The 22,337-nt window shown below is 70.2% G+C and carries 28 protein-coding genes; 11 read left to right on the top strand and 17 right to left on the bottom strand.

Annotated features, from left to right (window positions below; all coding sequences use genetic code 11):
- Window positions 1-8: 8 nt before the first annotated feature.
- Complete coding sequence (locus tag WA670_RS39670) at window positions 9-1,094, top strand: glycosyltransferase family 4 protein (RefSeq protein WP_336161213.1); 1,086 nt, start codon at window positions 9-11, stop codon at window positions 1,092-1,094.
- An 892-nt stretch (window positions 1,095-1,986) separates the two neighbouring features.
- Entirely contained in the window at window positions 1,987-3,117 is a 1,131-nt protein-coding gene (locus WA670_RS39675; RefSeq protein WP_043831933.1) for a glycosyltransferase family 4 protein, read from the top strand.
- Here WA670_RS39675 and WA670_RS39680 read toward each other — a convergent pair.
- From WA670_RS39680 to WA670_RS39690, 3 genes are read right to left on the bottom strand one after another with little or no spacing between them, the layout of a single operon-like run.
- The gene (locus WA670_RS39680; RefSeq protein WP_336161214.1) at window positions 3,114-4,088 is read right to left on the bottom strand and encodes an amidohydrolase family protein; all 975 of its coding nucleotides are present in this window, start codon (window positions 4,086-4,088) and stop codon (window positions 3,114-3,116) included. The genes WA670_RS39675 and WA670_RS39680 overlap by 4 nt on opposite strands.
- A gap of 41 nt (window positions 4,089-4,129) precedes the next feature.
- A complete protein-coding gene (locus WA670_RS39685) occupies window positions 4,130-4,462 on the bottom strand; it encodes a hypothetical protein (RefSeq protein WP_238608537.1) in 333 nt (110 codons plus the stop codon).
- A gap of 26 nt (window positions 4,463-4,488) precedes the next feature.
- Window positions 4,489-5,118, bottom strand: a complete 630-nt coding sequence (locus tag WA670_RS39690) for an SRPBCC family protein (protein ID WP_336161216.1) — start codon at window positions 5,116-5,118, stop codon at window positions 4,489-4,491.
- Window positions 5,119-5,239: 121 nt separating this feature from the next.
- Between WA670_RS39690 and WA670_RS39695 the strand changes: the two genes are divergently transcribed.
- Window positions 5,240-5,896, top strand: a complete 657-nt coding sequence (locus WA670_RS39695) for a TetR/AcrR family transcriptional regulator (protein WP_336161218.1) — start codon at window positions 5,240-5,242, stop codon at window positions 5,894-5,896.
- 50 nt (window positions 5,897-5,946) lie between these two features.
- A complete protein-coding gene (locus WA670_RS39700) occupies window positions 5,947-6,810 on the top strand; it encodes a glycosyltransferase family 2 protein (protein ID WP_205670269.1) in 864 nt (287 codons plus the stop codon).
- A gap of 170 nt (window positions 6,811-6,980) precedes the next feature.
- On the opposite strand, the gene WA670_RS39705 is transcribed toward WA670_RS39700, so the two are convergent.
- The gene (locus tag WA670_RS39705; protein ID WP_134733784.1) at window positions 6,981-7,457 is read right to left on the bottom strand and encodes a hypothetical protein; all 477 of its coding nucleotides are present in this window, start codon (window positions 7,455-7,457) and stop codon (window positions 6,981-6,983) included.
- Window positions 7,458-7,597: 140 nt separating this feature from the next.
- Between WA670_RS39705 and WA670_RS39710 the strand changes: the two genes are divergently transcribed.
- On the top strand, window positions 7,598-8,677 hold the full coding sequence (locus tag WA670_RS39710) for a sugar phosphate nucleotidyltransferase (protein ID WP_037815969.1): 1,080 nt from the start codon (window positions 7,598-7,600) through the stop codon (window positions 8,675-8,677).
- On the top strand, window positions 8,677-9,570 hold the full coding sequence (locus WA670_RS39715; RefSeq protein WP_336161220.1) for a DNA-3-methyladenine glycosylase family protein: 894 nt from the start codon (window positions 8,677-8,679) through the stop codon (window positions 9,568-9,570). The genes WA670_RS39710 and WA670_RS39715 overlap by 1 nt, the downstream gene beginning before the upstream one ends.
- Before the next feature lie 23 nt (window positions 9,571-9,593).
- On the opposite strand, the gene WA670_RS39720 is transcribed toward WA670_RS39715, so the two are convergent.
- From WA670_RS39720 to WA670_RS39755, 8 genes are read right to left on the bottom strand one after another with little or no spacing between them, the layout of a single operon-like run.
- On the bottom strand, window positions 9,594-9,884 hold the full coding sequence (locus tag WA670_RS39720) for a hypothetical protein (protein WP_336161221.1): 291 nt from the start codon (window positions 9,882-9,884) through the stop codon (window positions 9,594-9,596).
- Between the two features lie 44 nt (window positions 9,885-9,928).
- Window positions 9,929-10,165, bottom strand: a complete 237-nt coding sequence (locus tag WA670_RS39725) for a hypothetical protein (protein ID WP_134733778.1) — start codon at window positions 10,163-10,165, stop codon at window positions 9,929-9,931.
- 55 nt (window positions 10,166-10,220) lie between these two features.
- Window positions 10,221-10,574, bottom strand: a complete 354-nt coding sequence (locus WA670_RS39730; protein WP_037815963.1) for a GntR family transcriptional regulator — start codon at window positions 10,572-10,574, stop codon at window positions 10,221-10,223.
- Window positions 10,571-10,717, bottom strand: a complete 147-nt coding sequence (locus tag WA670_RS39735; protein WP_336161224.1) for an LPXTG cell wall anchor domain-containing protein — start codon at window positions 10,715-10,717, stop codon at window positions 10,571-10,573. Before WA670_RS39735 ends, WA670_RS39730 begins: the two co-directional genes overlap by 4 nt.
- Before the next feature lie 9 nt (window positions 10,718-10,726).
- A complete protein-coding gene (locus WA670_RS39740; protein WP_238608529.1) occupies window positions 10,727-11,254 on the bottom strand; it encodes an NUDIX hydrolase in 528 nt (175 codons plus the stop codon).
- On the bottom strand, window positions 11,251-12,660 hold the full coding sequence (locus WA670_RS39745; RefSeq protein WP_235146710.1) for a coenzyme F420-0:L-glutamate ligase: 1,410 nt from the start codon (window positions 12,658-12,660) through the stop codon (window positions 11,251-11,253). The genes WA670_RS39740 and WA670_RS39745 overlap by 4 nt, the downstream gene beginning before the upstream one ends.
- Window positions 12,596-13,588, bottom strand: a complete 993-nt coding sequence (gene cofD / locus WA670_RS39750; RefSeq protein WP_043831954.1) for a 2-phospho-L-lactate transferase — start codon at window positions 13,586-13,588, stop codon at window positions 12,596-12,598. The genes WA670_RS39745 and cofD overlap by 65 nt, the downstream gene beginning before the upstream one ends.
- Window positions 13,585-14,334: a GNAT family N-acetyltransferase gene (locus tag WA670_RS39755; RefSeq protein WP_037815958.1), complete on the bottom strand. Its 750-nt coding sequence runs from the start codon at window positions 14,332-14,334 to the stop codon at window positions 13,585-13,587. Before WA670_RS39755 ends, cofD begins: the two co-directional genes overlap by 4 nt.
- Before the next feature lie 47 nt (window positions 14,335-14,381).
- On the opposite strand from WA670_RS39755, the gene WA670_RS39760 reads away from it, so the two are divergent.
- From WA670_RS39760 to dapC, 3 genes are all read left to right on the top strand, one after another.
- The gene (locus WA670_RS39760; protein WP_093575832.1) at window positions 14,382-14,555 is read left to right on the top strand and encodes a hypothetical protein; all 174 of its coding nucleotides are present in this window, start codon (window positions 14,382-14,384) and stop codon (window positions 14,553-14,555) included.
- A 120-nt stretch (window positions 14,556-14,675) separates the two neighbouring features.
- Window positions 14,676-14,996: a ferredoxin gene (gene fdxA / locus WA670_RS39765; protein WP_009072848.1), complete on the top strand. Its 321-nt coding sequence runs from the start codon at window positions 14,676-14,678 to the stop codon at window positions 14,994-14,996.
- Complete coding sequence (dapC, locus tag WA670_RS39770; RefSeq protein WP_037815957.1) at window positions 14,993-16,081, top strand: succinyldiaminopimelate transaminase; 1,089 nt, start codon at window positions 14,993-14,995, stop codon at window positions 16,079-16,081. Before fdxA ends, dapC begins: the two co-directional genes overlap by 4 nt.
- Window positions 16,082-16,091: 10 nt before the next feature.
- Here dapC and WA670_RS39775 read toward each other — a convergent pair whose 3' ends face one another.
- Window positions 16,092-16,448, bottom strand: a complete 357-nt coding sequence (locus WA670_RS39775) for a DoxX family protein (protein ID WP_037815955.1) — start codon at window positions 16,446-16,448, stop codon at window positions 16,092-16,094.
- A gap of 60 nt (window positions 16,449-16,508) precedes the next feature.
- Entirely contained in the window at window positions 16,509-17,129 is a 621-nt protein-coding gene (locus WA670_RS39780; protein WP_134668825.1) for a TetR/AcrR family transcriptional regulator, read from the bottom strand.
- Between the two features lie 87 nt (window positions 17,130-17,216).
- On the opposite strand from WA670_RS39780, the gene WA670_RS39785 reads away from it, so the two are divergent.
- On the top strand, window positions 17,217-18,614 hold the full coding sequence (locus WA670_RS39785) for an FAD-dependent monooxygenase (protein ID WP_336161239.1): 1,398 nt from the start codon (window positions 17,217-17,219) through the stop codon (window positions 18,612-18,614).
- Here WA670_RS39785 and WA670_RS39790 read toward each other — a convergent pair.
- The 3 genes from WA670_RS39790 to WA670_RS39800 form a co-directional block, all read right to left on the bottom strand.
- Window positions 18,607-19,566, bottom strand: a complete 960-nt coding sequence (locus WA670_RS39790; protein WP_134668827.1) for a CHAD domain-containing protein — start codon at window positions 19,564-19,566, stop codon at window positions 18,607-18,609. The genes WA670_RS39785 and WA670_RS39790 overlap by 8 nt on opposite strands.
- Before the next feature lie 100 nt (window positions 19,567-19,666).
- On the bottom strand, window positions 19,667-20,647 hold the full coding sequence (gene dapD, locus WA670_RS39795; RefSeq protein WP_336161231.1) for a 2,3,4,5-tetrahydropyridine-2,6-dicarboxylate N-succinyltransferase: 981 nt from the start codon (window positions 20,645-20,647) through the stop codon (window positions 19,667-19,669).
- 29 nt (window positions 20,648-20,676) lie between these two features.
- The gene (locus WA670_RS39800) at window positions 20,677-21,117 is read right to left on the bottom strand and encodes a hypothetical protein (RefSeq protein ID WP_037816399.1); all 441 of its coding nucleotides are present in this window, start codon (window positions 21,115-21,117) and stop codon (window positions 20,677-20,679) included.
- A gap of 42 nt (window positions 21,118-21,159) precedes the next feature.
- Between WA670_RS39800 and dapE the strand changes: the two genes are divergently transcribed.
- Complete coding sequence (gene dapE, locus WA670_RS39805) at window positions 21,160-22,233, top strand: succinyl-diaminopimelate desuccinylase (protein ID WP_275295349.1); 1,074 nt, start codon at window positions 21,160-21,162, stop codon at window positions 22,231-22,233.
- Window positions 22,234-22,337: the final 104 nt, after the last annotated feature.

Below are 22,337 nucleotides of genomic sequence, written 5' to 3' on the forward strand. Positions count from 1 at the left end.
ATAGCGGCGTGCCCGAACTGGTCGTGATCGCCGAGCAACTGCTCGCCCCCGTTCCGGGTGGCACCGGCCGGTACACCGCCGAACTGCTGCCCGCGCTCGCCCGCACCGCGCCGCCCGGCTGGACCGTGTCCAGCGTGGTCGCGCGGCACGCGGACGTCTCCGCGGCGCAGGTCGAGGGGGTCGAGGGACCGCGCGTGCTGCCGCTGCCGCCGAGGGCGCTGGTCGCGCTGTGGCAACTGGGCCTGCGCTGGTGGCCGGGCGGTGACGCGGTGCACGCGCCGACCCCGTTCGCGCCGCCCCGTGCCCCGGCTGGGCGAACGCTGACCGTCACCGTGCATGACACGGTGCCGTGGACGCATCCGGAGACCCTGACCGCACGCGGCGTCAGCTGGCACCGGTCGATGATCGCGCGGGCCGCGCGGCGGTCGTCCGGGCTGATCGTGCCGACCCGAGCGGTCGCCGACGAGCTGGCGGTGCTGCTGGACGTGGACGTCCCGGTGCGGGTCGTGCCGCACGGGGTGACCGTGCCGGAGGGGGCTGCTCAGCTTGACCTGCCGTCGCGGTACGTGCTGGCGGTCGGGACGATCGAACCGCGCAAGGGCATGGACGTGCTGGTCGACGCGGTGGCGCAACTCGACGGCACGGACGAGGTCGGCGACGTCGGCCTGGTGCTCGCCGGCCAGCCCGGCTGGGGCGGCATCGACCCGGTGCGACTGGCGGCCGACCGCGGCCTGAAATCGGTGCGGGTCTTGGGGAAGGTGACTGACGCGCAGCTGGCGACCGCGATGCGCGGCGCGAGCGTGCTGGCGATGCCGAGCCTCGCCGAGGGCTTCGGGCTGCCGCTGCTGGAAGCGATGGCGATCGGGGTGCCGGTGGTGCACACAGACGTCCCGGCCCTGGTAGAGGTCTCCGGCGGGGCCGGGCTGGTGGTGCCGCGCGGGGATGCGGACGCGCTGGCGTGGGCGCTTAAAGAGGTGCTGCTGTCGCCGGACAAGGCGGCGGAGCTTTCAAAACTGGGGCGCGAGCGGGCCCGGACGTTCACTTGGCGAGCGGCTGCTGAGGCGGTGTGGGCGGCTCATCGGCGGGCTAGCTGACGGCTGCTTTGTAGCGGGGTGGCGAGTGCGGCTGCGGCGAGCTGGCTGCGGTCGGCGGTGAGTGGGTTCTGGCGGCTGCGTCGGCGGTCGGGCTGGCTGACGGCTGGCGGGCTTGCGGCGGGTCGGCAATTGGGCTTTGGCGACTGCGGCGGCGGGCGGCTGGTTTGTAGCGGGGGTGGCGACTGCGGTTGCGTCGGCGGGCGGGCTGCTGTCGGGCTGCTGTGGGGGCTTTGGTGGGCGGGTTGCGGTTGGGGCTTTGGCGGCTGCACCGGCGGCCGGTTCGGGTTGCGGCTGGGCAATGGCGGCTATAGCGGCGGCTGGGTGGGCTGGGCATCGGCGGCCGGGCAGACGGGGCGGGCTGCGGTTGGGCTCAGGGTTGCGGCCGGGCATTGGCGGCTATGGCGGTTTGGCGGGCCGGGCAGATCGGGCAGATCGGGCAGGCTGCGGTCGGGTTCGGGTAGCGGCTGGGCATCGGCGGCCGGACTGACGGCGCGCTCGTTAGCGGAGTCGGCTGTCGGGCTTTGGCGTCTGCACCGGCGGTCGGGGCTGGCCTCTGGCGGCCGGGCTCAGGGGTTCGGGAGGCGGTCGGCGCTCGCGAAGGTTCCGGTGCTGGTCGAACCGGGGCGGCCGGGCTGGCAGTGCCGCGGCTGCCGAGGGGCGGCGAAGCGGCGGGGCTGTCGAAGCTCGGCAGGGAGCAGGCGCAGGTGTTCGCGGGGCGCTGCGGTGTCGGCAGTCGTCAGGCTGCCACCGGCCGAACACGGTCGAGTGAACCCGGACGGGTGAGTGCAGGTGGGCGAGGGTGGTGGCGCCTGGAGTCGGCGGCAGTTTGCCGGTTCCTGACCTGTGCAGTGGGTGATCGCCGTACGCTGCACTCGTGACCGGTGATCCCCGTGTGCTGATCGACGCGACCGCGGTGCCCGCGGATCGGGGTGGGGTCGGCCGATACGTGGACTCGCTCGTTGGTGCGCTCGATCAGGACGGGGCCCGGCTGACGGTGGTCTGCCAGCCTCGTGACCTGCCGCTTTACAGTCAGCTCGCGCCTGGTTCCCGGATCGTCGCCGCGTCGCCCGCGACCTCCACGCGCACTGCCCGGCTGACCTGGGAGCAAGCCACCTTGCCCCGGCTCGTGCGGCGGCTCGCTGCCGACGTCGTGCACTCTCCGCACTACACGATGCCGCTCGCCAGCGGGGCCGCTTCGGTAGTCACGCTGCATGACGCGACGTTCTTCACCGACGCGGTCCTGCACTCGTCGGTCAAGGCCCGGTTCTTCCGTGCGTGGACCGCCACCGCGCTGCGGCGGGCGACACTCTGCGTAGTTCCCAGTCACGCGACAGCGGTAGAGCTGGCGCGAGTGAGCCCGGTGCGGCACGCGGAGTTGGAGATCATCCATCACGGCGTCGACAGCGAACGCTTCCACCCGCCGTCCCCGGAGGAGATCGCGGCGGCGCGGAAGGCGGTCGGGCTCGGTGCGACGCCGTACATCGCGTTCCTCGGGGCGCTCGAACCGCGGAAAAACGTGCCCGCGCTGATCCGCGGTTACGCCCGCGCGGTCGCCGGGCAGCGGGACGCGCCGGCGCTCGTGCTCGCCGGGCAGCCTGGCTGGGACACCCAGGTGGAGCGCGCGCTGGACGCGGTGCCGCACCGGCTTCGGGTGATTCGCGCGGGGTATCTGCCGTTCGGGACGCTCGCCGGATTCCTCGGCGGTGCGGAGCTCGTGGCGTACCCGAGCCTCGGCGAAGGATTCGGGCTTCCGGTGCTCGAAGCGATGGCCTGCGGTGCCGCGGTGCTGACCACGCGCCGCCTCTCCCTGCCGGAAGTCGGCGGCGACGCGGTCGCGTACTGCGGTGTCGGTGCGGGCGATGTCGCCGCGGCGTTGACGGAATTGCTGGCCGATCCGTCGCGTCGCTCAGTACTCGCTTCCGCGGCGCAGCGGCGCGCCAAGGAATTCTCGTGGACGACAACGGCGGATCGGCACCGCGAGGCTTACGGAAAGGCCTGGCATCAGCATTTGCGCAATCGTTAACGGAGACCGTAAAGGGCTTCCGCGTTGGCGTGCGCGATCTTTTCCCGGTCTTCCTCGTCAGGCAAATTCTGCAGGAATTCCGCGACAGCCGTGGCTTGGACCCGGTGGAACGGGTAATCGCCGGAAAGCAAGATCCGATCGGCGCTGGTGTATTCGAGAGCATTGCGCAGCATTCGCGGGACGAGCATTCCGCTGGTCGCCAGGTGAATGTTGGTGCGGAAATACTCGGAGACGCGACGTTCGAGATGCGTGGCCGTGTGCGACAGGCTGTCGATGCGGTCCAGTGCGAACAGGACCACCTCGCCCCAGTGGCCGAGGACGACCTGCAGATCCGGGTGGCGGTCGAAGGTTCCGCGCAGGATCAGCCGGATGACGGCGAGCCCGGCCTCGTAGTGCCAGCCGAGGCCGTACGTGGCCAGTCCGAGGTCGAGTTCCGGGCCGAAACCGCTGTAGGAAGCCTTGCGGACGGACTCCACCGGGATCTGCGGGTGGACGAAAACCGGCCTGCCGAGCGAGGCGGCCGCGCCGAGCAGTTCGTCGTACGCGGGATCGTCGAGCGGGCGGTCGCCGCTGCGGCCGTACGACATGATCCCGACGTGCGCCGGATCCTTCGCGGTCCGTTGCAATTCGGCGAGCGCTGCGTCCGGATCGGACATCGGCAGCGTCGTCATGGCGCGGAAGCGGTCGGGATGCTTCGAGACGGCCTCGCTGACCAGGTCGTTCGCCTCGCGGCTCAGCTCGATGCCTTGCGGGGCCGGGCATCCGTGCGTTCCCGGCGGCGCGATCGAGAGGAGCTGGACGTCGATGCCCGCCTCGTCCATCCACGCGACGCGCTGGTCGCCGATGTCGAGCAGGCGCTCGGCGAGATCGCCGCGGTCGTTGTGCGCGATGCTCGGGTCGCCGGATTCGGTGCGCAGCATCCGGTCGATGCCGGGGGTGGTCCAGTGCTCCTCGATGGCGACGGTTTTCATCGGCCCCCTCTTTACGGCTGGTGGTTTCGAGGTTACCAGTTTCAGTTAACGGCACCGGGGCGTTTGCGGACGTGGTGGGCGATGGCGACCGCGACTCCGCTCGCGACGAAGAATGCCGTGACCGCCGGATTCATCGATTTAGACAAACTCGGCGCGCTTTCCGGACTTAACGCCCAAAGTGCGAGCACTCCGAGATAGACCGCGGCCAATCCGGCGGACCACCAGCGCAGCGCGCGCGGCTGGGAATTGCGCAGGCTGGAGACGAGAAGCGCGATCAACGGAATGCCGGAGAGCAACGCGAACTGCCCGAGGACGAGAGCAGGGACGGACCAGGCGGTGATCAGGACAGGCAGCGAGGCACGGGACGCGGGCATGACGATTCTCCTTCGCGGGTACGGGTTCAGCGGTGACAGTGAGCTTCGGCGGCGGTCTTCAGATCGGCCAGCCAGAGGTCCAGCCCCGGGGCCAGGTACTTGATCGCGGTGGCCGGGTCGGCCTCGATCTGCTGGCCGGTCCAGCTTTCTTCGGTGCGGACGAGGACTCCGCCGCGCACCGGGACGAAGTTCCAGACGTGCGTGCCCTTGTCGATCCGCAGGCCCTGGCCGATCGCCGGGCCGGACCAGCGGATGCACTGGCCGGGTTTGACCTGGTGGACGGTCGACGTGATGACCAGTGTGGTGGCCGGGGTCGACGGCATGGGTGGAGCGGGCGTGGTCCAGCGGAACCGCGAACCGGGGTGCAGGCGACCTGGGTCGAGGCGCTTCATGCTCGTGACCGGCTTTTGCCAGCGCGGCCAGCTTTCGACGCTGGTGTGCAGTCGCCACACGGTGCTCAGCGGGGCCTTGATGAAGGTCTCCGCGCGGTGGTGGAGCTGGGCGGTCGGGTCGATGCCTTTTCCTTGGCAGGTCAGGGAACTCGGGTGCGGGGTGGCGGCTTGGGCGGGCGCGGCGCCGAGCAGTCCGGCGGCGACCGGAAGGGCCAGCAGTGCGGCGCGCAGACGCGGCTTGAGGTTCGACACGGTGAACTCCATTAGTGATAGTTAATTGGCTTAACTTCAGTTAAGACCGTACAAGTTCGCGACCGTGAACGTCAATAGCGGGAGTGAAGGGGCTTAACTACACTGTGCGGAGAGGAGCGAAGGGATACAGCCGATGGCCGAGCAGGCACCGCGGGAGCGTTACCGCGAACAGGTGCGCGAGGAGATCAAGCAGCACGCGCGGCAGCAGATCGCCGAGGCGGGGCTGCCCGCGCTGTCGCTGACCGCGATCGCCAAGCAGATGGGCATGACCGTGCCCGCGCTGTACCGGTACTACCGCGGCCGGGAGGAGCTGATCACCGCGCTGATCCGGGACGCGTTCCGGAGCCTCGCCGACACCGTCCGCGCGGCGGCGGATTCCGGGGCGGACCTGCTGGCACTGGCACACGTCATCCGGGACTGGGCCAAGGCCGATCCGCAGCGCTACTTCCTCATCTACGGCACGCCGGTGCCCGGCTACCACGCGCCGCCGGACACGACGGCGATCTCCAACGAGGTCATGGAAGTCCTGATCGAGGCGAACGCGGCACTGGGCGAACCGGAGTCGGCGACGACGTTCCACGTGCACCTCGAAACCCATCGCGAGTGGGTGGACAGCGACACCGCCGGCACCGGCGCGGTGCGGCGCGCGCTGTCCTTCTGGACCCGGCTGCACGGGGTCCTGTCGCTCGAACTGGCCGGCCACTTCACCGGGATGAAATTCGACCCGGGCCTGCTGATCGACGACGAACTGGCGGAGCTGAAAGGCGGTCCGGGGAATCACTGCGGGTGACCGGGTCGGTGGGCTGATGTAGCCGTCCGTGAGCAGTGGACAATGGCGCCGTGACTGAGCAGCGCACGTATGGTGACCGCGTCGGCGTCGTGACCGTGACCTACTTCCCCGGCGAAACGCTCGAGAAGTTCCTCGACACGCTCGACAAGGCGACGGACCGCGAGGTGCACGTCGTCGTCGCCGACAACGCGTCCACCGACGGCGCTCCGGAGAAGGCCGCCGAGCGCGAGAACGTGACGCTCGTCAGCATCGGCGAGAACGTCGGCTACGGAACGGCTGCCAACCGCGGCGTCGCGGCGCTCGACGACAGCTACGGCTGGGTCGTCGTGGTCAACCCGGACCTCGAATGGGAGCCGGGCTCGCTCGACGCGCTGATCGAGGTCGCCGGGCGCTGGCCGCGCGGGGCCGCGTTCGGGCCGTTGATCCACGACCTCGACGGGACCGTCTACCCGTCCGCGCGGCTGCTGCCGTCGTTCGGACGCGGGATCGGGCACGCGGTGTTCGGCAAGGTCTGGCCGGGCAACCCGTGGACTCGCGAATACCGCCAGGAAAACGCCGCGCCGGTCGAGCGCACGTCCGGCTGGCTGTCCGGCTCCTGCCAGCTCTTCCGGCGCGAGGCGTTCGACTCCGTCGGCGGCTTCGACACCCGCTACTTCATGTACTTCGAGGACGTCGACCTCGGCGACCGGCTCGCGAAGGCGGGCTGGCAGAACGTCTACGCGCCGTCGTCGAGCGTGATGCACATCGGCGGCCACTCGACCGCGCGCGCGTCGGCGAAGATGCTGCGCGCCCACCACGCGAGCGCCTACCGCTACCTCGCCGACCGGCACCAGGGGCTGCTGTGGAAGCCGGTGCTGGCCGCGGTGAAGCTCGGGCTGGCGCTGCGGGTGAAGCTGGAGACCCGGAAGGGCTGACGGTCCGCAAAGGACGCCCGGGCAACCGGCGTGCCCCCGGGATCGTCCAGATGCTCAGCCGCCGCAACACTTTGCGGTCGTAAAGATCGCTCGCGGGAGACGCGACCTCCCGAACGGGAAGTCTCCCCGGGCAATCCGGGCAGCCCGGGCCCGGGGAGACCCCGCGAGGATCACAGCCCGTCGAGCCGCCGGGACAGGTTGGACCGTCCGCTGTTCTGCTTGATCGTGGGGACCAGGCCGGTCATTTCCTCCTCGGCCGGATCCTTCAGCGGGCTCGCCACCGGCTTCGCCTGCGGGCGCGGGACCAGCGGCGTCGTCTGCGGAGCGGCCGGGCTCGGCACCGTCGGCTGCGGAGCGGTGTTCTGCGCGCCGGGGATTTCGAGCGGCCGCGTCGGCGTCGGCTGGGCCAGCGGATGCGGCGACGGCTGGGTGCGCGTGCCCGCTGCCAGCGGATGGTCGTTCTCTTCGATCAGCGACGCGGGCAGCTGCGTCGTCGTGTCGGGATCCAGCCCGGAGACCACCGCGGCGGAGATCTGCTGAGTGCTGGAGGAATCCATCGGAGACGTCATGTTGTCCGGCGTCACCACGAAGGCGCCGCGGGATCGTGCGCGTGCGAGCAATGCGTCCGCGCGATCGCGGGGGTCCATTCCCCTCGGCCTCCCGACTGACCCGGGGCCTCTAGGGAAAGGCCCGCCTGTTTCCTGTCTAGGGTAGGCCCTCGGGGCCCGCGCCGCCCACGTTTCCCGCGGCTTGTCGCTCAGCGGTGCGTGATACAAAGGAGATTTCTGTGACGTCCGAGGTCGAGGTCGACGCCGTCGTACTGGTCGGCGGCCAGGGCACGCGGCTGCGCCCGCTCACGCTGTCCGCGCCGAAGCCGATGCTGCCGACGGCGGGCACGCCCTATCTGAGCCACCTGTTCTCCCGCATCCGCGCGGCCGGGATCCGGCATGTGGTGCTCGGCACGTCGTACCGGGCCGAGGTGTTCGAGGAGTACTTCGGCGACGGGTCCGCGCACGGGCTGGAGATCGAGTACGTGGTGGAGGAGGAGCCGCTCGACACCGGCGGCGCCATCCGCAACGTCTACGACCGGCTGCGCGCCGACCACGCGATCGTCTTCAACGGCGACATCCTCTCCGGTGCCGACCTGCACGCCCAGCTGCGCACCCACCTCGACTCCGGCGCGGACGTGACCCTGCACCTCCAGCGCGTCCCGGACCCGAGCCGCTTCGGTTCGGTGCCGACCGACTCCGACGGCCGGGTCACCGCCTTCCTGGAGAAGACGCCGAACCCGCCGACCGACCAGATCAACGCCGGCTGCTACGTCTTCCGCCGTCCGGTGATCGAGACCATCCCGGCCGGGCGGCGGGTGTCGGTCGAACGCGAGACGTTCCCCGGGCTCCTCGAAAATGGTGCGCATCTGCACGGATTTGTTGATTCTTCGTACTGGCTCGACGTCGGCACTCCCGAGGCGTTCGTCCGCGGCAGCGCCGATCTGGTCCGCGGCGTCGCGCCGACTTCCGCGCTGGCCGGGCCGACCGGCGATTTTCTGGCGCTGGACGGGGCTTCTGTCTTTACCGGAGCGAAGCTCACCGACGGCACGACGATCGGTGCGCGGGCCGTCGTCGGGAAGGGCGCGACGGTGTCCGGTTCGGTCGTGTTCGACGACGCGGTGATCGGCCCGGACGCGATTGTCGAGAACTCGGTGCTGGGCCGCGGAGCGCAGGTCGGCGAGGGCGCGGTGCTGCGCGGTGTCGTGCTCGGCGACGGCGCGTCGGTGGGGGCTCGCTGCGAACTGCTCGACGGCGTGCGGATCTGGCCCGGCGTTTCGGTGCCGGACGGCGGCATCCGGTTTTCGAGCGACGCGTGATGGAGTGGCGTCCGGGGTTTCCGGTGGATCTGGCGCAGGTGCTGGGTCCGCTGAGCCGTGGGCGCGGGTCGCTGAACTTCCGGCGCGACCGCGGCGTCTGGTGGCTGGCCGCGAACACGCCCGGCGGCAAGGGAACGCTCGCGCTGCTGCACCGGCCGGACGGCGTCGTCGAGGCCGAGGCTTGGGGCGAGGGCGCGGATTTCCTGCTCGCCGGCGTGCCCGCGCTGCTCGGCGCGGACGATGACGACACCGGATTCGTCGCGCACCACGACGTGATCGCCGCCGCCCGCCGCGACACGCCCGGGCTGCGACTCGGCTCGACCGGGCGGGTGTGGGACGCGCTGGTGCTGGCGATCCTCGAGCAGAAGGTGAGCGGCAAGGAAGCGATCCGGTCGTGGGCGGAGCTGTGCCGGTGGTTCGGCACGCGCGCCCCCGGCCCCGGCCCGGACTTCCTGCGGGTGCCGCCGGATCCGGTCGCCATTCGGTCCATTGTGGACTGGAACTGGCACAAGATCGGGGTGGATGTGAAGCGCCGCACGGCCCTGATCGAGGCGGCCCGGGTCGCTCCGCGGCTCGAAGAAGCGGTGCAGCTGCGCGGGGTTGAGGGACGCGCGTGGCTGCGGAAGGTGCGGGGCATCGGCGTGTGGACGGCGGCGGAGATCGCCCAGCGCGCGTGGGGCGACCCGGACGCGGTCAGCTTCGGCGACTACAACATCCCGGCGGTGGTCGGGCACACGCTGCTCGGGCGGGAGATCGACGACGAGGAGATGGCGCAGGTGCTCGCCCCGTACGCGCCGCAGCGGCAGCGGGCGATCCGGTATCTGGGAGCGGCCGGGGCTCGGCGGCCGCGGTTCGGGCCTCGGATTGAGCTGCGGGATTACCGGGCGATGTGAGTGCCTGACCGGCGTGCCGCGGTCTACTGACCGGGGCCTTGCGGCGGGTACGGATACTGCGGGTTCTGCGGCGGGACACCGGGCTGCGGCGGATACTGCGGGCCGGGCTGCGGATAGCCGGGGTAGTTCTGGACGGGGTAGCCCTGCTGCGGTCCCGGCGGGGGATAGCTCTGGCCGGGTGGCGGATAGCCCTGCTGCGGCGGGAAGTAGCCCGGCGGCGGGCCTTGCTTCTTCTTGGCCGAAGCGCGCACGATCGCGAATACCGCGCCTGCTATCAGCAGCAGGATGATGAGATGCCACGGTTGTACAGCCATGAAGACCCTCCCCTGGTCAAGGCTTTGCCACAGGACGAAGCGGGTCAGCCCTGCGGATTCTGCGGCGGATATTGCTGCGGCGGGTACTGCTGCGGAGGACCAGGTTGCGGCGGGTACTGGCCCTGCGGCTGCTGACCATACGGAGCACCGGGCCCCTGCTGTCCCGGGTACTGCCCCGGACCGGCCTGCGGCGGCTGCTTAGGCCGTCCCACCGCGAATTTCAAGACCAGGATGAGGATCAGCAGCAGGATCAGCACGACCGGCAGGACGAATTTCAGCATGAGGTTCCCATCGGGTCGGGCAAGGACAAAACCAGATGCTAATTCCTCGCCGTGATCAGCGCAGGGCCGCCGCCGCGATTGCCACGCCTTGTTCGGCCGACAAGCCCAACCCCCGGATCACCTCGGCGTACGTGGCCGCGGCGGCCTGGGCTCGGGACAGCGTCTCGTCGCCGGTCGCGCCGACGAAAGTGCCTGCTCTGCCTCGGGTTTCCAGCAGACCGGCTTCCTCGAGTTCCCGGTACGCACGCGCGACGGTGTTCGGCGCGATGCCCAGTTCCGCGGCCAACCCGCGCACTGTCGGGAGTTTGGTGCCGACCGCCAGGGTGCCGTCGTTGATCTGGTTGGCCAGCGAGGTCCGGACCTGTTCGAACGGCGGGACAGCCGAGGCCGGGTCGTAGCTGATGCTCATCGTTGCCGCCGTTTCCGTCGGATACTGACCACAATGCCCAGCGCCAGCAGCGCGAACGCTACCGCGAAGCCGATCAACACCGCCCATCCGCTGATGGCCACGCCGGTGTCGCCCGGGTGCAGGTGCGGTCGCGCCAGGTCCATGCGTCCAGGTTAACGGGCCGCGGCGATCAATTCGGCCAGATCTTCCGAACCCGCGGGCAGCGCGTCGACCGGCCACCAGCGCAGGTCGTCGGATTCCTCGCTGCGCACGGGTTCCGCGCCGGGCGGGGCGTGCACGACGTACCGGACGTCGAAATGCCGAGTCGGGACGCCGAGGGAGCAGGTGATCGGGTGGACGTCCAGGTGCACCGGCGTTTCCCCGATCACCAGGCCGCTCATGCCGGATTCCTCGGTCGCCTCGCGCAGGGCGGCTTCGGCCAGCGACGCGTCGGACGGTTCGCAATGCCCGCCGAGTTGCAGCCAGCGGCCGACGCGCGGGTGCAGGGTCAGCAGGACCTGCGTGCTGGTCGAGTCGAGGACCACCGCGGACGCGGTCAGGTGCCCAGCTTCGCAGGAGCGCTGGCAAGTGTCCGAACGCGACGCCAGGAAACCGAGAAACGCTTGCCGCAGCGACTCTTGTGCCGGTTCGGAGGGCTTCCATTCGGTCAGCGCGGCGACCGCGGATTCGTGCAGGGTCATCGTTCGATCAGCCAATCGCCGGTGGAAAGCGGTCCGCGCGGGGGAGCGGGTTCGGCCGGGTGCCCGATGGCGACCGCGCCGAGCGGGTGCCACTGGTCGGTCAGGTCCAAAGTGGACCGGACCAGGTCGGCGGCGAAAATGGTCGAGCCGATCCAGCACGAGCCGAGGTCTTCGGCGGCCAGCGCGACCAGCAGGCCCTGCACGGCGGCGCCGGCGGCGACGGTGAACATGGTGCGCTCGTGGCGGTTTCGCCGGTCGTCGCGGTAAGTGTGCGCGCCTTCGGGCAGCAGGAACGGGATGACCAGTTCCGGTGCACGATAAAGAATGTCGCCGCGGGAAAGGCGTTTCGCGATCTGCTCGGGCGTGAAGCCGTCGCTGGTCAGGTCGGCTTCCCAGGACGCACGCATCGCGTCGAGGAGTTTGCGGCGCAGGCCTTCGTCGCGCAGCCAGATGAACCGCACGGGGTGAGTGTGGTGCGGCGCGGGCGCGGTGAGCGCGGACGCGACCGCGCGACGCATGGCTTCGGGGTCGACCGGCTCGTCGCTGAAGTGCCGGACGGAACGCCGGTGCGGTACCGCTTCCCGGCGGCCCTGCGCGATGGATTCGTTGGTGCCCAAGCGAAAGAGGTCGGTTTCGCCCGGGCGGATCAGGTCCCGCGCGGTGGATCCGTCGTCGTGGATCTGCAGGCCGCGCACGACCGCGACCGGCAACCCGCCGAGCTTGCCCTTCACCAGGTCCGCCGCGGCGGCGATCTCGTCCGCGATCGCGATTTCCGTAACGGCCAGCTCGTTTCCCTGCGAATCGACCTGTCCGGCGTACCCGTGCAGCACGCGCAGACCGGACGCGCCGATCGCGGCGTCGGTCTGGCCGACTCGCCAGGCCCGGCCCATCGTGTCGGTGACGACCACGGCCACCTCGACGCCCAGCCGCTCGCGCAAACCGTTGCGCAGAGCCAAAGCGGACGCGTCCGGGTCCGCGGGCAGCAACGCCACCTCGTCGCCGCGCACGTTCGACGCGTCGATCCCGGACGCCGCCTGCACGATGCCCAGGTTGTTCTCGGTGATCAGCGTGCGCGCGATCCGGGCGACCACCCGCACCGATTCTTCCTCGATCAGCTTCCGCCGGGCCGCGTCGCGCGCCTCGGGGTCGCTCGGCACGCGCACCAAGCGGCCCTCGATCTTCGAGAACGCCTTGCTGGTCACCACGACCACGTCGCCGGACCGCAGCCACGGCGCGGCGGACACGATCGCGCCGGTCAGGTCGTCGCCGGGACGGAACTCCGGCAGCCCGGGAACCGGCAGGATCTCGATCTTCTGGGAAGCGTGGTCAAGCTGTGTTGCATCAGACACTGGAGACTCCAGCCACGTCGAGCGCCGCGCGGACCATGTCCGCCGTCGCGTCCACATCGGACATCAGCAGCGGCACCGCGCGCACGTCCACGCCGGGCACCGTGACCTCGTGATCCTCCGGCGCGACGAGCCAGCCGTCGAGCACGCCGCCTTCCGAACGCGCTCCGTAGTGGCGGCCGACCGCCTCCGCGGAGGTCTCCACGCCGATCGCGGTGAGGCACGCGTCGGCCATGCCGCGCAACGCTTTCCCGCCGATGATCGGCGACACCCCGACGACCTTGGCGCGAGTTTTCCGCAGTGCGTCGCGCACGCCGGGCACCCCGAGCGTCGTGCCGACCGACACGACCGGGTTCGACGGCGCGAACAGCACGACGTCCGCCTCGGCCAGCGCTTCGAGCACCCCCGGACCGGGCTTCGCCTCGTCATTGCCGACCGCCACGATCGAATGTGCGGGCACGCCGGCCCGGTAACGCACCCACCACTCCTGGAAGTGCACGGCCTTCTGCTGCTCCGGCTGGTCCGGATCGTCGATCACGACGTGCGTTTCGACCCGGTCGTCCGACATCGGCAGCAGGCGCACGCCGGGCTGCCAGCGATCGCACAGCGCCTCGGTGACCTGGGACAGCGGATAGCCCGCGCGCAGCATCCGCGACCGGATGAGGTGGGTCGCGATGTCCTTGTCGCCGAGCCCGAACCAGGTCGGCTCCGCGCCGTAGGCGGCGAGTTCCTCCTTCACCGTCCAGGTCTCGCCCGCGTGGCCCCAGCCGCGTTCGGTGTCGATGCCGCCGCCGAGGGTGTACATGCAGGTGTCGAGATCCGGGCAGATGCGCAGGCCGTGCATCCACACGTCGTCGCCGGTGTTCACCAGCGCGGTGATCTCGTGCGGGGACTCGCCCGCGCCGATCGCGGGAAGTCCGAGTGCGGTTTTGACCCCGAGCAGGAAGCGGGCGCCGCCCACCCCGCCTACCAGTACGACGATCTTCACGACTGGCGATCCTCGCACGTCCGCGGCGCCGGGCCCCAGTACCGGTACCTGTGGTGCTCCGAACAGCCCAGCGCGGAATACAACGCGAGCGCGCCGGCGTTGCCCACCGCCACTTGCAGGACCCACTTGTCGGCGCCGTGCGCGCGGCCCCAGTCGGCGAGCGCGTGCAGCACCGTGGTGGCCAGACCGCGGCGGCGAAACTCCGGAGCGACCGCGAGACGGGCGACGTGGAGCCAGTCGTCGACGACGGCCCCGCGCACCGCCCCGGCGGTGACCCCGTCGGCCAGCACGACGCCGTAACCGACCTTTCCGGTGGTCACGACGTGCCGCTGGGCGGAACCCGGCTCGGTGGTGTTCTCGGCCAATTCCCACCATTCCGGCGTCGCCTGGTCGAGGACCTCAGCGTCGGGCGAAGGACCGGACGGCAGCGGACCGGTGAGCACCGACACCCGGTACCCGGCGGCGTGCTCGACCTGCTCGCGCCAGCCCGCGGCGGCCACCGCGCGCTCCAGTTCGCTGTCTTCCAGCACCTGAACCGCGGGCGGAATGCCGCGAGCGTGGGCGAAGTCACATACGGCCGCGAGCGCGTCCGGGACCGGGCAGCCGGGGTCGCCGACCGCGAGTGTGCTGTTCGCGCGCCCGGTGAAGCCGTCCGCCCAGCGCAGAGTCCATTCTCCGAGCGGCTCCTCGACCACCGCCTGCCACGCTTTCGCACACACGATTTCGAGCTTTTCCCGGGAGTTCACGGTTAGATTGTGACGGAGAGAGCTGTCCCGTTCCGCAGGAGAACCCCATGAGTTACGCGCGCAAGGACGACCGGCACAACGATGAGCTTGTCGACGAGATCGCCGACGGGTTCAAGCGGACTCTCGAGGAGAAACGCGAGGACGGCAAGCCCGCCGGACCCGCCTTCACCATTACCGGCGATGCCCGGAACGCGCCGAAACCGCGCCGCCGGGACCGCTGAGCGGCTCGGATCCGCCCCGTTTCCAGGGGTGGGATAAGGGTCGCCTAACCACCACCGGGGGCCAGGGAAGCGCGTAATGTCCGCACCGACCGGCCCAGCAGGAGAAGCCAGGAGTACGCAGTGACCTACGTGATCGCCGAGCCCTGCGTCGACGTGCTCGACAAGGCGTGTATCGACGAGTGCCCCGTGGACTGCATCTACGAGGGCGAGCGGATGTTGTACATCCACCCGGACGAGTGCGTCGACTGCGGCGCCTGCGAGCCGGTCTGCCCGGTCGAGGCCATTTACTACGAGGACGACGTCCCGGACAACTGGTCCGACTACACCAAGGCGAACGTCGACTTCTTCAACGAGCTGGGCTCGCCCGGCGGCGCCTCCAAGGTCGGCAAGACCGCGCACGACCCGGGGTTCATCAAGGCTCTGCCCCCGCAGGGCGAATGACCCGGCTGCCCGACTTCCCCTGGGATTCGCTCGCCGAGGTCAAGGCCCGCGCGCAGGCGCATCCCGGGGGCATCGTCGACCTGTCCGTCGGCACGCCCGTCGACCCGGTGCCGGACTCGATCCGCGCCGCGCTCGCGTCGGTGTCGGAGATCCCCGGCTATCCGGCGACGCACGGCACGCCTGAGCTGCGGGAAACGGCCGTCGCGGCGCTGGAGCGGCGGTACGGGATCACCGGCGTCGAACCGGACGCGGTGCTGCCGACGATCGGTTCGAAAGAGGCCGTGGCCTGGCTGCCGCGGCTGCTCGGCTTCGGGCCGGGCGACCTGGTGGTCATCCCGGAGCTGGCGTATCCGACGTACGAGGTCGGTGCGCTGCTCGCGGGTGCCGAGGTGGTGCGCGCGGACGGGCTGACCCAGCTCGGCCCGCGCCGCCCGGCGATGATCTGGCTGAACTCGCCGTCGAACCCGACCGGCCGCGTGCTCGGCGTCGACCACCTGCGCAAGGTGGTCGAATGGGCGCGCGAACGCGGCACCGTCGTGGTGTCCGACGAGTGTTACCTCTCGCTCGGCTGGGAGGCGGAACCGCTGTCGGTGCTGCATCCGTCCGTCCACGGTGGACAGACGGACGGCCTGCTCGCGGTGCACTCGCTGTCGAAGTCGGCGAACCTCGCGAGCTATCGCGCCGGATTCGTGACGGGTGACCCGAAGCTGGTGAAGACCCTGCTGGAGGTGCGCAAGCACGCCGGCATGATCGTGCCGCGCCCGGTGCAGCAGGCGATGGTGGCCGCGCTTTCCGACGACGAAGCCCTTGCCGGGCAACGCGAACGCTATCGCGCCCGGCGGGTCGTGCTGCGGAAGGCGTTGCAGGACAACGGCTTCGAGATCACTTATTCCGAGGCCGGGCTGTATCTCTGGGCCACGCGCGGGGAATCCGCGCAGGCCACGGTGGAATGGCTCGCCGAGCGCGGCATCCTGGTCGCGCCGGGCACCTTCTACGGGCCCGCGGGCAAGGAACACGTGCGGGTCGCGCTGACGTCAACGGACGAGCGCATCGAGGCGGCCGCGGAACGGCTGGCGCAGGGTTGAGAGCACGGGGTCAGGCGACTGACCCCGTGAAATACCCGGTCGCCGCGACCGCCAGCGCGAGGAAGACCGCCGGGAACGCGATGTTGTGGAACACCTTCGCGCGGATGTGCGCTCCGACCGCGCCGACGAAGAACAGCGTCAGCCCGATCGCCGCGGCCAATCCCAGGCGAGGCCAGCCGAGCAGGCCGGCCACCAGCCCGGCGACGCCCGCGCCTTCCAGGATCGCCAGGTAGGGGATCCATCGCGGGCCGACGCCGACCTCGGTCGAGTTCTGCACCACGAACCGCGCTCGGACGGCTTTGGCCACGACCTCGAAGGCGTTGATCGCGACGCAGACGAAGGTGGCGACGAGAAGTCCGGTTTCCATGGCTGCTCCTTTCCGGTCCCACTTCCCTGACGGGGCGGGGGCCGGAAAGGTGACCGGCCGTCAGTAGTCGCGGCCGGTGAAACCGCGGTAGACGAACCGGGTGAGCGCCTCGATCGCTTCCTCGTCGGAGGGCTGGTTCCACCCTGCTGGCGGCGGCGTGACCAGCCACATCTGCGCGAAGTTGTCGATCAGCTGGTACATCATCGCGATGGTGAGCTGGGTGTTCGCCGGGAGCCGCAAGCCAGCCGCGGTGACGTGCTTGAGGTGGCTCTCGACGTCCGAGGCCTGGGTGGCGCCGAAGTTCGCGTACGCGGCGGCGAAGGCCTCGTTCACCATCGCCGCCTGGCGCAGCGCGAGCATCGTGGGCGCGTTGGCGCGGTAGAAGTCCCAGTACTGCCGCACGTGCCAGCGGACCGCGGCGGGATCGCTGAAATCGGACAGATGGTCCTCGGCCATGGCCTGCTGGTCGCTGTCCTCGGCCAGGTCGGCCAGCAGCGCGATCAGCAGTTCTTCCTTGCCCGCGAAGTGGTTGTAGAACGACCCCGCGGCGCGGCCGGCTTCCCGGGTGATGTCGGTGATCTTCGTGTTCAGGTAGCCCTTGGCCGCGAACACGCGCTTGGCCGCGTCCTTGAGTGCCGTTTCCGTTTCGGCGGCTTTGTCCCGGCGGCTCGTCGCTGTCATCCGGCACCTCCCTTGACGCGAACGCTATCAGCGGGCATGCTGAATCTAAATTCAGTGAATCATAATTCAGTGAGACGGGAGAAGGACATGACGGTGCTGGTGGCGGGGGCGGGCCCGACCGGGCTCACGCTGGCGATCGAGCTGGCGCGGCGTGGGGTCGGCGTGCGGGTGGTGGACAAGGCGGAGCAGTACTTCGTCGGCTCGCGCGGCGACGGGCTGCAGCCGCGCACGATGGAGGTCTTCGAGGATCTGGGCGTGCTGGACGCGGTGCTCGCCGCGGGTGCGCCGCCGCACGAGATGCGCGTGTACCTCGACGGGGAGTTCACGATGGTGCGGCGGATGGCCGAGCCGGTCGAGCCGACGCCCGCGGTGCCGTATCCGACCGCCTGGTTCCTCGGCCAGTCGCAGACCGAGGGGATCCTCCGGGACCGGCTGGCCGAGTTCGGCGTGCGGGTGGAGCTGAACACCGCGTTGACCGGCTTCACGCAGGACGAGGAGGGCGTCACCGCGGAGCTGTCGACGGGGGAGACGGTGCGCGTGGACTACCTGGTCGGCGCGGACGGCGGGAAGAGCTTCGTGCGCAAGACGCTGGGGATCGCGTTCGAGGGGACCACTGACGAGTCGATCCGGATGCTGCTGGGCGACGTCTCCGCGGAGGGGCTCGACCACGGCTCGGCGTACTGGTTCGCGAAGGCGGACGAGCCGATGTCCGGCGTCGCGTTCACGCCGCTCCCGGGGACGCCGTATTTCCAGTTCGCCTCCCCGCTCGGCGACGGCGACGCGGGCACCTCGCTGAGCGAGTTGCAGGAGCACCTGGACGCGGTGTCCGGCGGCGGGATCCGGCTGCTGGAGCTGGCGTGGTCAACCGTGTGGCGGCCGAACATCCGGCTGGCGGCGGCATTCCGGCAGGGCCGGGTGTTCCTCGCCGGGGACGCCGCGCACGTACACCCGCCGACCGGCGGGCAGGGCTTGAACACCGGGGTGCAGGACGCGTACAACCTGGCCTGGAAGCTCGCCGACGGATCGCCCGCGCTGCTGGACAGCTACGAGGCGGAACGACGCGCGGTCGCGGCGCGGGTTCTGGGGGTGAGCACTGCGTTGCTGGAGAAGTACAAGGAGGGTGCCGAGGACGCGCACGAACGCGGGCCGGAGACGCAGCAACTCGACCTGACTTACCGGGGCGGCCCGCTGTCGCCGGTTGGTGTGGGAGCGTTGCGGCCGGGAGACCGGGCACCGGACGCGCCGCTCGTGGACGCGAACGGCAAGAGCGTGCGGCTGTTCGAGTTGTTCCAGGGTCCACATGCGACAGAACTGGTCTTCGGCGACGGACCGCTCGGGACGGAGCATCCCGCGCACCGGATCCTGCCGCAGGGGGCGACGGGGGAACTCGTGGACGCGGGCGGGCATGCGTACGCGGCGTACGAGGGGGCACCGGGGAAACGGGTGCTGGTGCGGCCGGATGGGTACGTGTGGTCGGTTAGCTGACTGCGTGTTCGGCTGCTTCGATGCGGTGCCAGATGTCGAGCCAGGTGGCGCGGGCGTGGGCGCGTTTGGCGAGTTCGTGTTCGACGATTCGTCCGGCGACGAAGCCGATTTCTGCGTCTGCGTTGGGCAGTACTCCGCGCACCTTCTCCGCGGCGAACACCGCGTCCTGGTGATCGCCCAGCACGGTCTGGAATTTGCGCGTCGCCTTGATCAGCTCGGACAGTTTCGCGGCCTGCTTCTTCTTCGCCGCCGATCGGGCCAATTCGGCGGTATAGCGGAGTTTCTTGCCGTGGATGCGCAGTGCGTGCAGGTCGTCGTCCGGGGGATTCGGGGGCAGGGCGGCGACTGCGCGGGCGAGTTTCCGGTACGGCTTTCGTACGTCCGCGGCCAAACTGGGCTTCTCGGCGGGGGTTTCGTCGATCTCGTGCTCGGCGGTGCGGGACAGCTGGGCGATGCCCTGCAGCAGGGTCGCGTACCGGGGGCTCGACAGCGCCCGGTTCAAGCGGCGGCGGGCGGTGGTGCGTTCGGAGACGAAGCGGGACACCAGCCGTCGTCCGGCGGGTTGGTCTCGGACGTCGAAGTCGGCGATCACCTCGCGCAGGTGGCCGATCAGGACGTCGTAGTCGCGGACCTCGCCGAGGACCTGGCCCAGCCAGCCGAGGCCGGCGCGTACCGGTTCCGCGGTGGGGCCGACCAGTGCGCTCGAGGACTTCAGCACGCTTCGCATCCGCCGTTGCGCGACGCGCATCTGGTGCAGTTCTTCCGGATCGGCCCCAGTCCGGGTGCCCGGTTCGCGGGACAGCAGTTCGCGCAGTTCGTGGTCGAGTTTGGCGCGGACGTGCGCGGCGGCCGGTGCCTCGGGGCCCGCCTTCGCCGGTTCGGCGGGGAGCCCGAGAGCGGCCGGCGTCGTCGGTTCCGGAGTACGGCGGCGGCTGGTCGCTTCGGAAGTCACCTGGTTAATGGTAGGTGAGCGACGATCAGATCGAATCCGCCGAAAACGTCGAAAGGGTGCGCTTCCGCTGCGGGAAGCGCACCCTCGTCGAAGAGCTGGATCAGTTGGCGTGCAGTGCTTCGTTCAGCTGGATGCCGACGCCGCCGCGCGGCACGACCTCGACCGCGCCGGTCGCGGAGTTGCGGCGGAACACCGCGCCCGAGATGCCGGACAGCTCGCGTGCCTTGACCGTCTTGCCGTCGACCTCGACCTTGGTGCCCGCGGTGATGTACAGCCCGGCCTCGATCACCGAGTCGTCGCCGAGGGAGATGCCCGCGCCGCCGTTCGCGCCGATCAGGCAGCGTTCGCCGATCGAGATCACCTCGGTGCCGCCGCCGGACAGCGTGCCCATGATCGACGCGCCGCCGCCGACGTCGCTGCCGTCGCCGACCACCACGCCCGCCGAGATGCGGCCTTCGACCATCGACGCGCCGAGCGTGCCCGCGTTGTAGTTCACGAAGCCCTCGTGCATCACGGTGGTGCCGGACGCCAGGTGCGCGCCGAGCCGCACGCGGTCCGCGTCGGCGATGCGGACGCCGGTCGGGAGCACGTAGTCGACCATCCGCGGGAACTTGTCCACGCCGTACACGGAGACCGCGCCGCGCGACCGCAGCCGCAGCCGGGTCTGCTCGAAGCCCTCGACCGGGCACGGGCCGTGGCTAGTCCACACGACGTTGGCCAGCAGGCCGAAGATGCCGTCGAGGCTCTGCACGCGCGGCTGGACCAGCCGGTGCGACAGCAGGTGCAGGCGCAGGTAGACGTCGTGGGCGTCGACGGGCGCGGTGGCAAGGCTGCCGATCGTGACGCGCACCGCGACGACCTCGACACCGCGGTCGGTGTCCGGGCCGAGCAGCGCGGCCGCGGACTCGCCGAGCAGCTCGGTGGTCTGCTCCGCGGTCAGCCGCTCGGTGCCGCTCGTGCCTGCGTCGACCAGCTTGGGGTGCGGGTACCAGGTGTCCAGCACGGTCCCGTCGGACGTGACGGTGGCCAGCCCGACGCCGACGGCGCCGGTCGTTTCGGGGTCAGGGGTCTGCTCGCTCACGCCGGTCACGGTAGCCGAAGCGGGCCAGATCAACCTGTGGTGGCCAGCTGGTTCACCTTTTGCTTGACCTCGGTCAGCGCGGTCGAGATGGACACGAGCGCCTGCGTGCACGCCCCGCCGGGGGTCGGCACGGTGGTGCAGCCCGCCTGGCGGAACGCGCCGACCGCCTGGTCGAGCGCGGTCGCGTCGCGGTCGAGCGGCTGGTTGACCGTCTTGCCCGCTTTCGCCAGCTTGTGCACCGAACCGGCGGTGTTGCCGACCTCGGTGACGTATTTCTCACAGCCCTTGGGCAGCTGGGTCTGCGGACCGGTGAAGCAAGCGTCGGCCGACAGCGCCTCGAGCTTGGTCGGCAGTGCGTCCGGACCCGGATCGCCGGCTCCGGGGCGGGCCTTGGGCCCGGCCTCGTTGCTGCAGCCGGTGAGGACGAGGGCGAGGACGCCGAGAGCGACCAGGGAGCTTCGCGTGCGCACGTCCTCACGGTAGCCCCCGCGCCTGCTGGGTACGGTGCCGGTATGACCTCCCTTGACCTGCGCGCCGACCCGGCCGACCTCACCGCTGCCCTTGTGGATGTGTTCAGCGTCTCCGGGGAGGAGGGCAAGCTCGCGGACCTCGTGCAGGCGGCGCTGGCCGAGCAGGCTCCGCATTTGGAGGTCGTGCGCAATGGGGACGCGGTGCTGGCGCGGACTCGGTTGGGGCGTCCTTCGCGGGTGATTCTCGCGGGGCATTTGGACACTGTTCCGGAGAATTCCAACTTGCCTTCTCGTCGCACTGGGGTCGGGGACGATTCCGTGTTGCATGGGCTGGGGTCGGTGGACATGAAGGGCGGGGATGCGGTCTTCTTGCACCTCGCCGCTACTTTGCCGGAGCCTCGGCATGATGTGACGTTTGTGTTTTACGACAATGAAGAGGTCGAGGCTGTTCGGAACGGGCTCGGGCGGATCGAGCGGGAGTTGCCTGAGTGGCTTGCCGGGGACCTCGCGATTGTCGGGGAGCCGTCCAATGGGGTGATTGAGGCTGGCTGCCAGGGGACGTTGCGGGTTGAGGTGCGGACTTCCGGGGCTCGGGCGCACACTGCTCGGGCTTGGATGGGGTCGAATGCGATTCACGCGTTGGCGGAGCCGTTGCAGCGGTTGGCTTCTTATTCGCCTCGGGTGGTGGAGATTGACGGGCTGACTTATCGGGAAGGGCTGCAGGCTACTGCTATTTCCGGCGGGGTGGCTGGGAATGTGGTGCCGGATGCTGCCGTTTTGACGGTTAATCATCGGTTCGCGCCTGATCGGGGAGCGGAGGAGGCCGAGGCGCATGTGCGGGGGGTTTTTGATGGGTTTGATGTGACGTTGGTGGATATGTCGCCGGGGGCGTTGCCTGGGTTGTCCGCGCCGGCGGCGGCTGAACTGGTGGCTGCGGCTGGGGGGTCGGCTGCGGCCAAGTTGGGGTGGACGGATGTGGCTCGGTTCGCTGCGTTGGGGATGCCTGCGGTGAATTTCGGGCCTGGGGATCCTACGTTGGCGCATACGCAGCAGGAGTGGGTTCGGGTTGGGGAGATTCGGGGGGTTGCTGAGGTGTTGAGGCGGTTTCTTGGTTGAGAGGGGCGGCTCGTCGCCTGGCGGCGACATTGCGCCTTGTTGGTTGCGTGGGGCACCCCGAAGCTTGATTGTGCTGACGGTTCGGGGGTGCTTGTCAAGGCGGG

The sequence above is a fragment of the Amycolatopsis sp. VC5-11 genome, from assembly GCF_037034185.1.
Classification (GTDB): domain Bacteria; phylum Actinomycetota; class Actinomycetes; order Mycobacteriales; family Pseudonocardiaceae; genus Amycolatopsis; species Amycolatopsis nivea.

Bases quoted from the DNA above. Each gene is read 5' to 3' on its own strand.
- WA670_RS39680 (WP_336161214.1), bottom strand. From the start codon at position 4,088: ATGAAAACCGTCGCCATCGAGGAGCACTGGACCACCCCCGGCATCGAC.
- WA670_RS39685 (WP_238608537.1), bottom strand. From the start codon at position 4,462: ATGCCCGCGTCCCGTGCCTCGCTGCCTGTCCTGATCACCGCCTGGTCC.
- WA670_RS39690 (WP_336161216.1), bottom strand. From the start codon at position 5,118: ATGGAGTTCACCGTGTCGAACCTCAAGCCGCGTCTGCGCGCCGCACTG.
- WA670_RS39695 (WP_336161218.1), top strand. From the start codon at position 5,240: ATGGCCGAGCAGGCACCGCGGGAGCGTTACCGCGAACAGGTGCGCGAG.
- WA670_RS39705 (WP_134733784.1), bottom strand. From the start codon at position 7,457: ATGGACCCCCGCGATCGCGCGGACGCATTGCTCGCACGCGCACGATCC.
- WA670_RS39715 (WP_336161220.1), top strand. From the start codon at position 8,677: ATGGAGTGGCGTCCGGGGTTTCCGGTGGATCTGGCGCAGGTGCTGGGT.
- WA670_RS39720 (WP_336161221.1), bottom strand. From the start codon at position 9,884: ATGGCTGTACAACCGTGGCATCTCATCATCCTGCTGCTGATAGCAGGC.
- WA670_RS39725 (WP_134733778.1), bottom strand. From the start codon at position 10,165: ATGCTGAAATTCGTCCTGCCGGTCGTGCTGATCCTGCTGCTGATCCTC.
- WA670_RS39730 (WP_037815963.1), bottom strand. From the start codon at position 10,574: ATGAGCATCAGCTACGACCCGGCCTCGGCTGTCCCGCCGTTCGAACAG.
- WA670_RS39735 (WP_336161224.1), bottom strand. From the start codon at position 10,717: ATGGACCTGGCGCGACCGCACCTGCACCCGGGCGACACCGGCGTGGCC.
- WA670_RS39740 (WP_238608529.1), bottom strand. From the start codon at position 11,254: ATGACCCTGCACGAATCCGCGGTCGCCGCGCTGACCGAATGGAAGCCC.
- WA670_RS39745 (WP_235146710.1), bottom strand. From the start codon at position 12,660: ATGTGGACGCGACGGCGGACATGGTCCGCGCGGCGCTCGACGTGGCTG.
- WA670_RS39760 (WP_093575832.1), top strand. From the start codon at position 14,382: ATGAGTTACGCGCGCAAGGACGACCGGCACAACGATGAGCTTGTCGAC.
- dapC (WP_037815957.1), top strand. From the start codon at position 14,993: ATGACCCGGCTGCCCGACTTCCCCTGGGATTCGCTCGCCGAGGTCAAG.
- WA670_RS39775 (WP_037815955.1), bottom strand. From the start codon at position 16,448: ATGGAAACCGGACTTCTCGTCGCCACCTTCGTCTGCGTCGCGATCAAC.
- WA670_RS39780 (WP_134668825.1), bottom strand. From the start codon at position 17,129: ATGACAGCGACGAGCCGCCGGGACAAAGCCGCCGAAACGGAAACGGCA.
- WA670_RS39785 (WP_336161239.1), top strand. From the start codon at position 17,217: ATGACGGTGCTGGTGGCGGGGGCGGGCCCGACCGGGCTCACGCTGGCG.
- dapE (WP_275295349.1), top strand. From the start codon at position 21,160: ATGACCTCCCTTGACCTGCGCGCCGACCCGGCCGACCTCACCGCTGCC.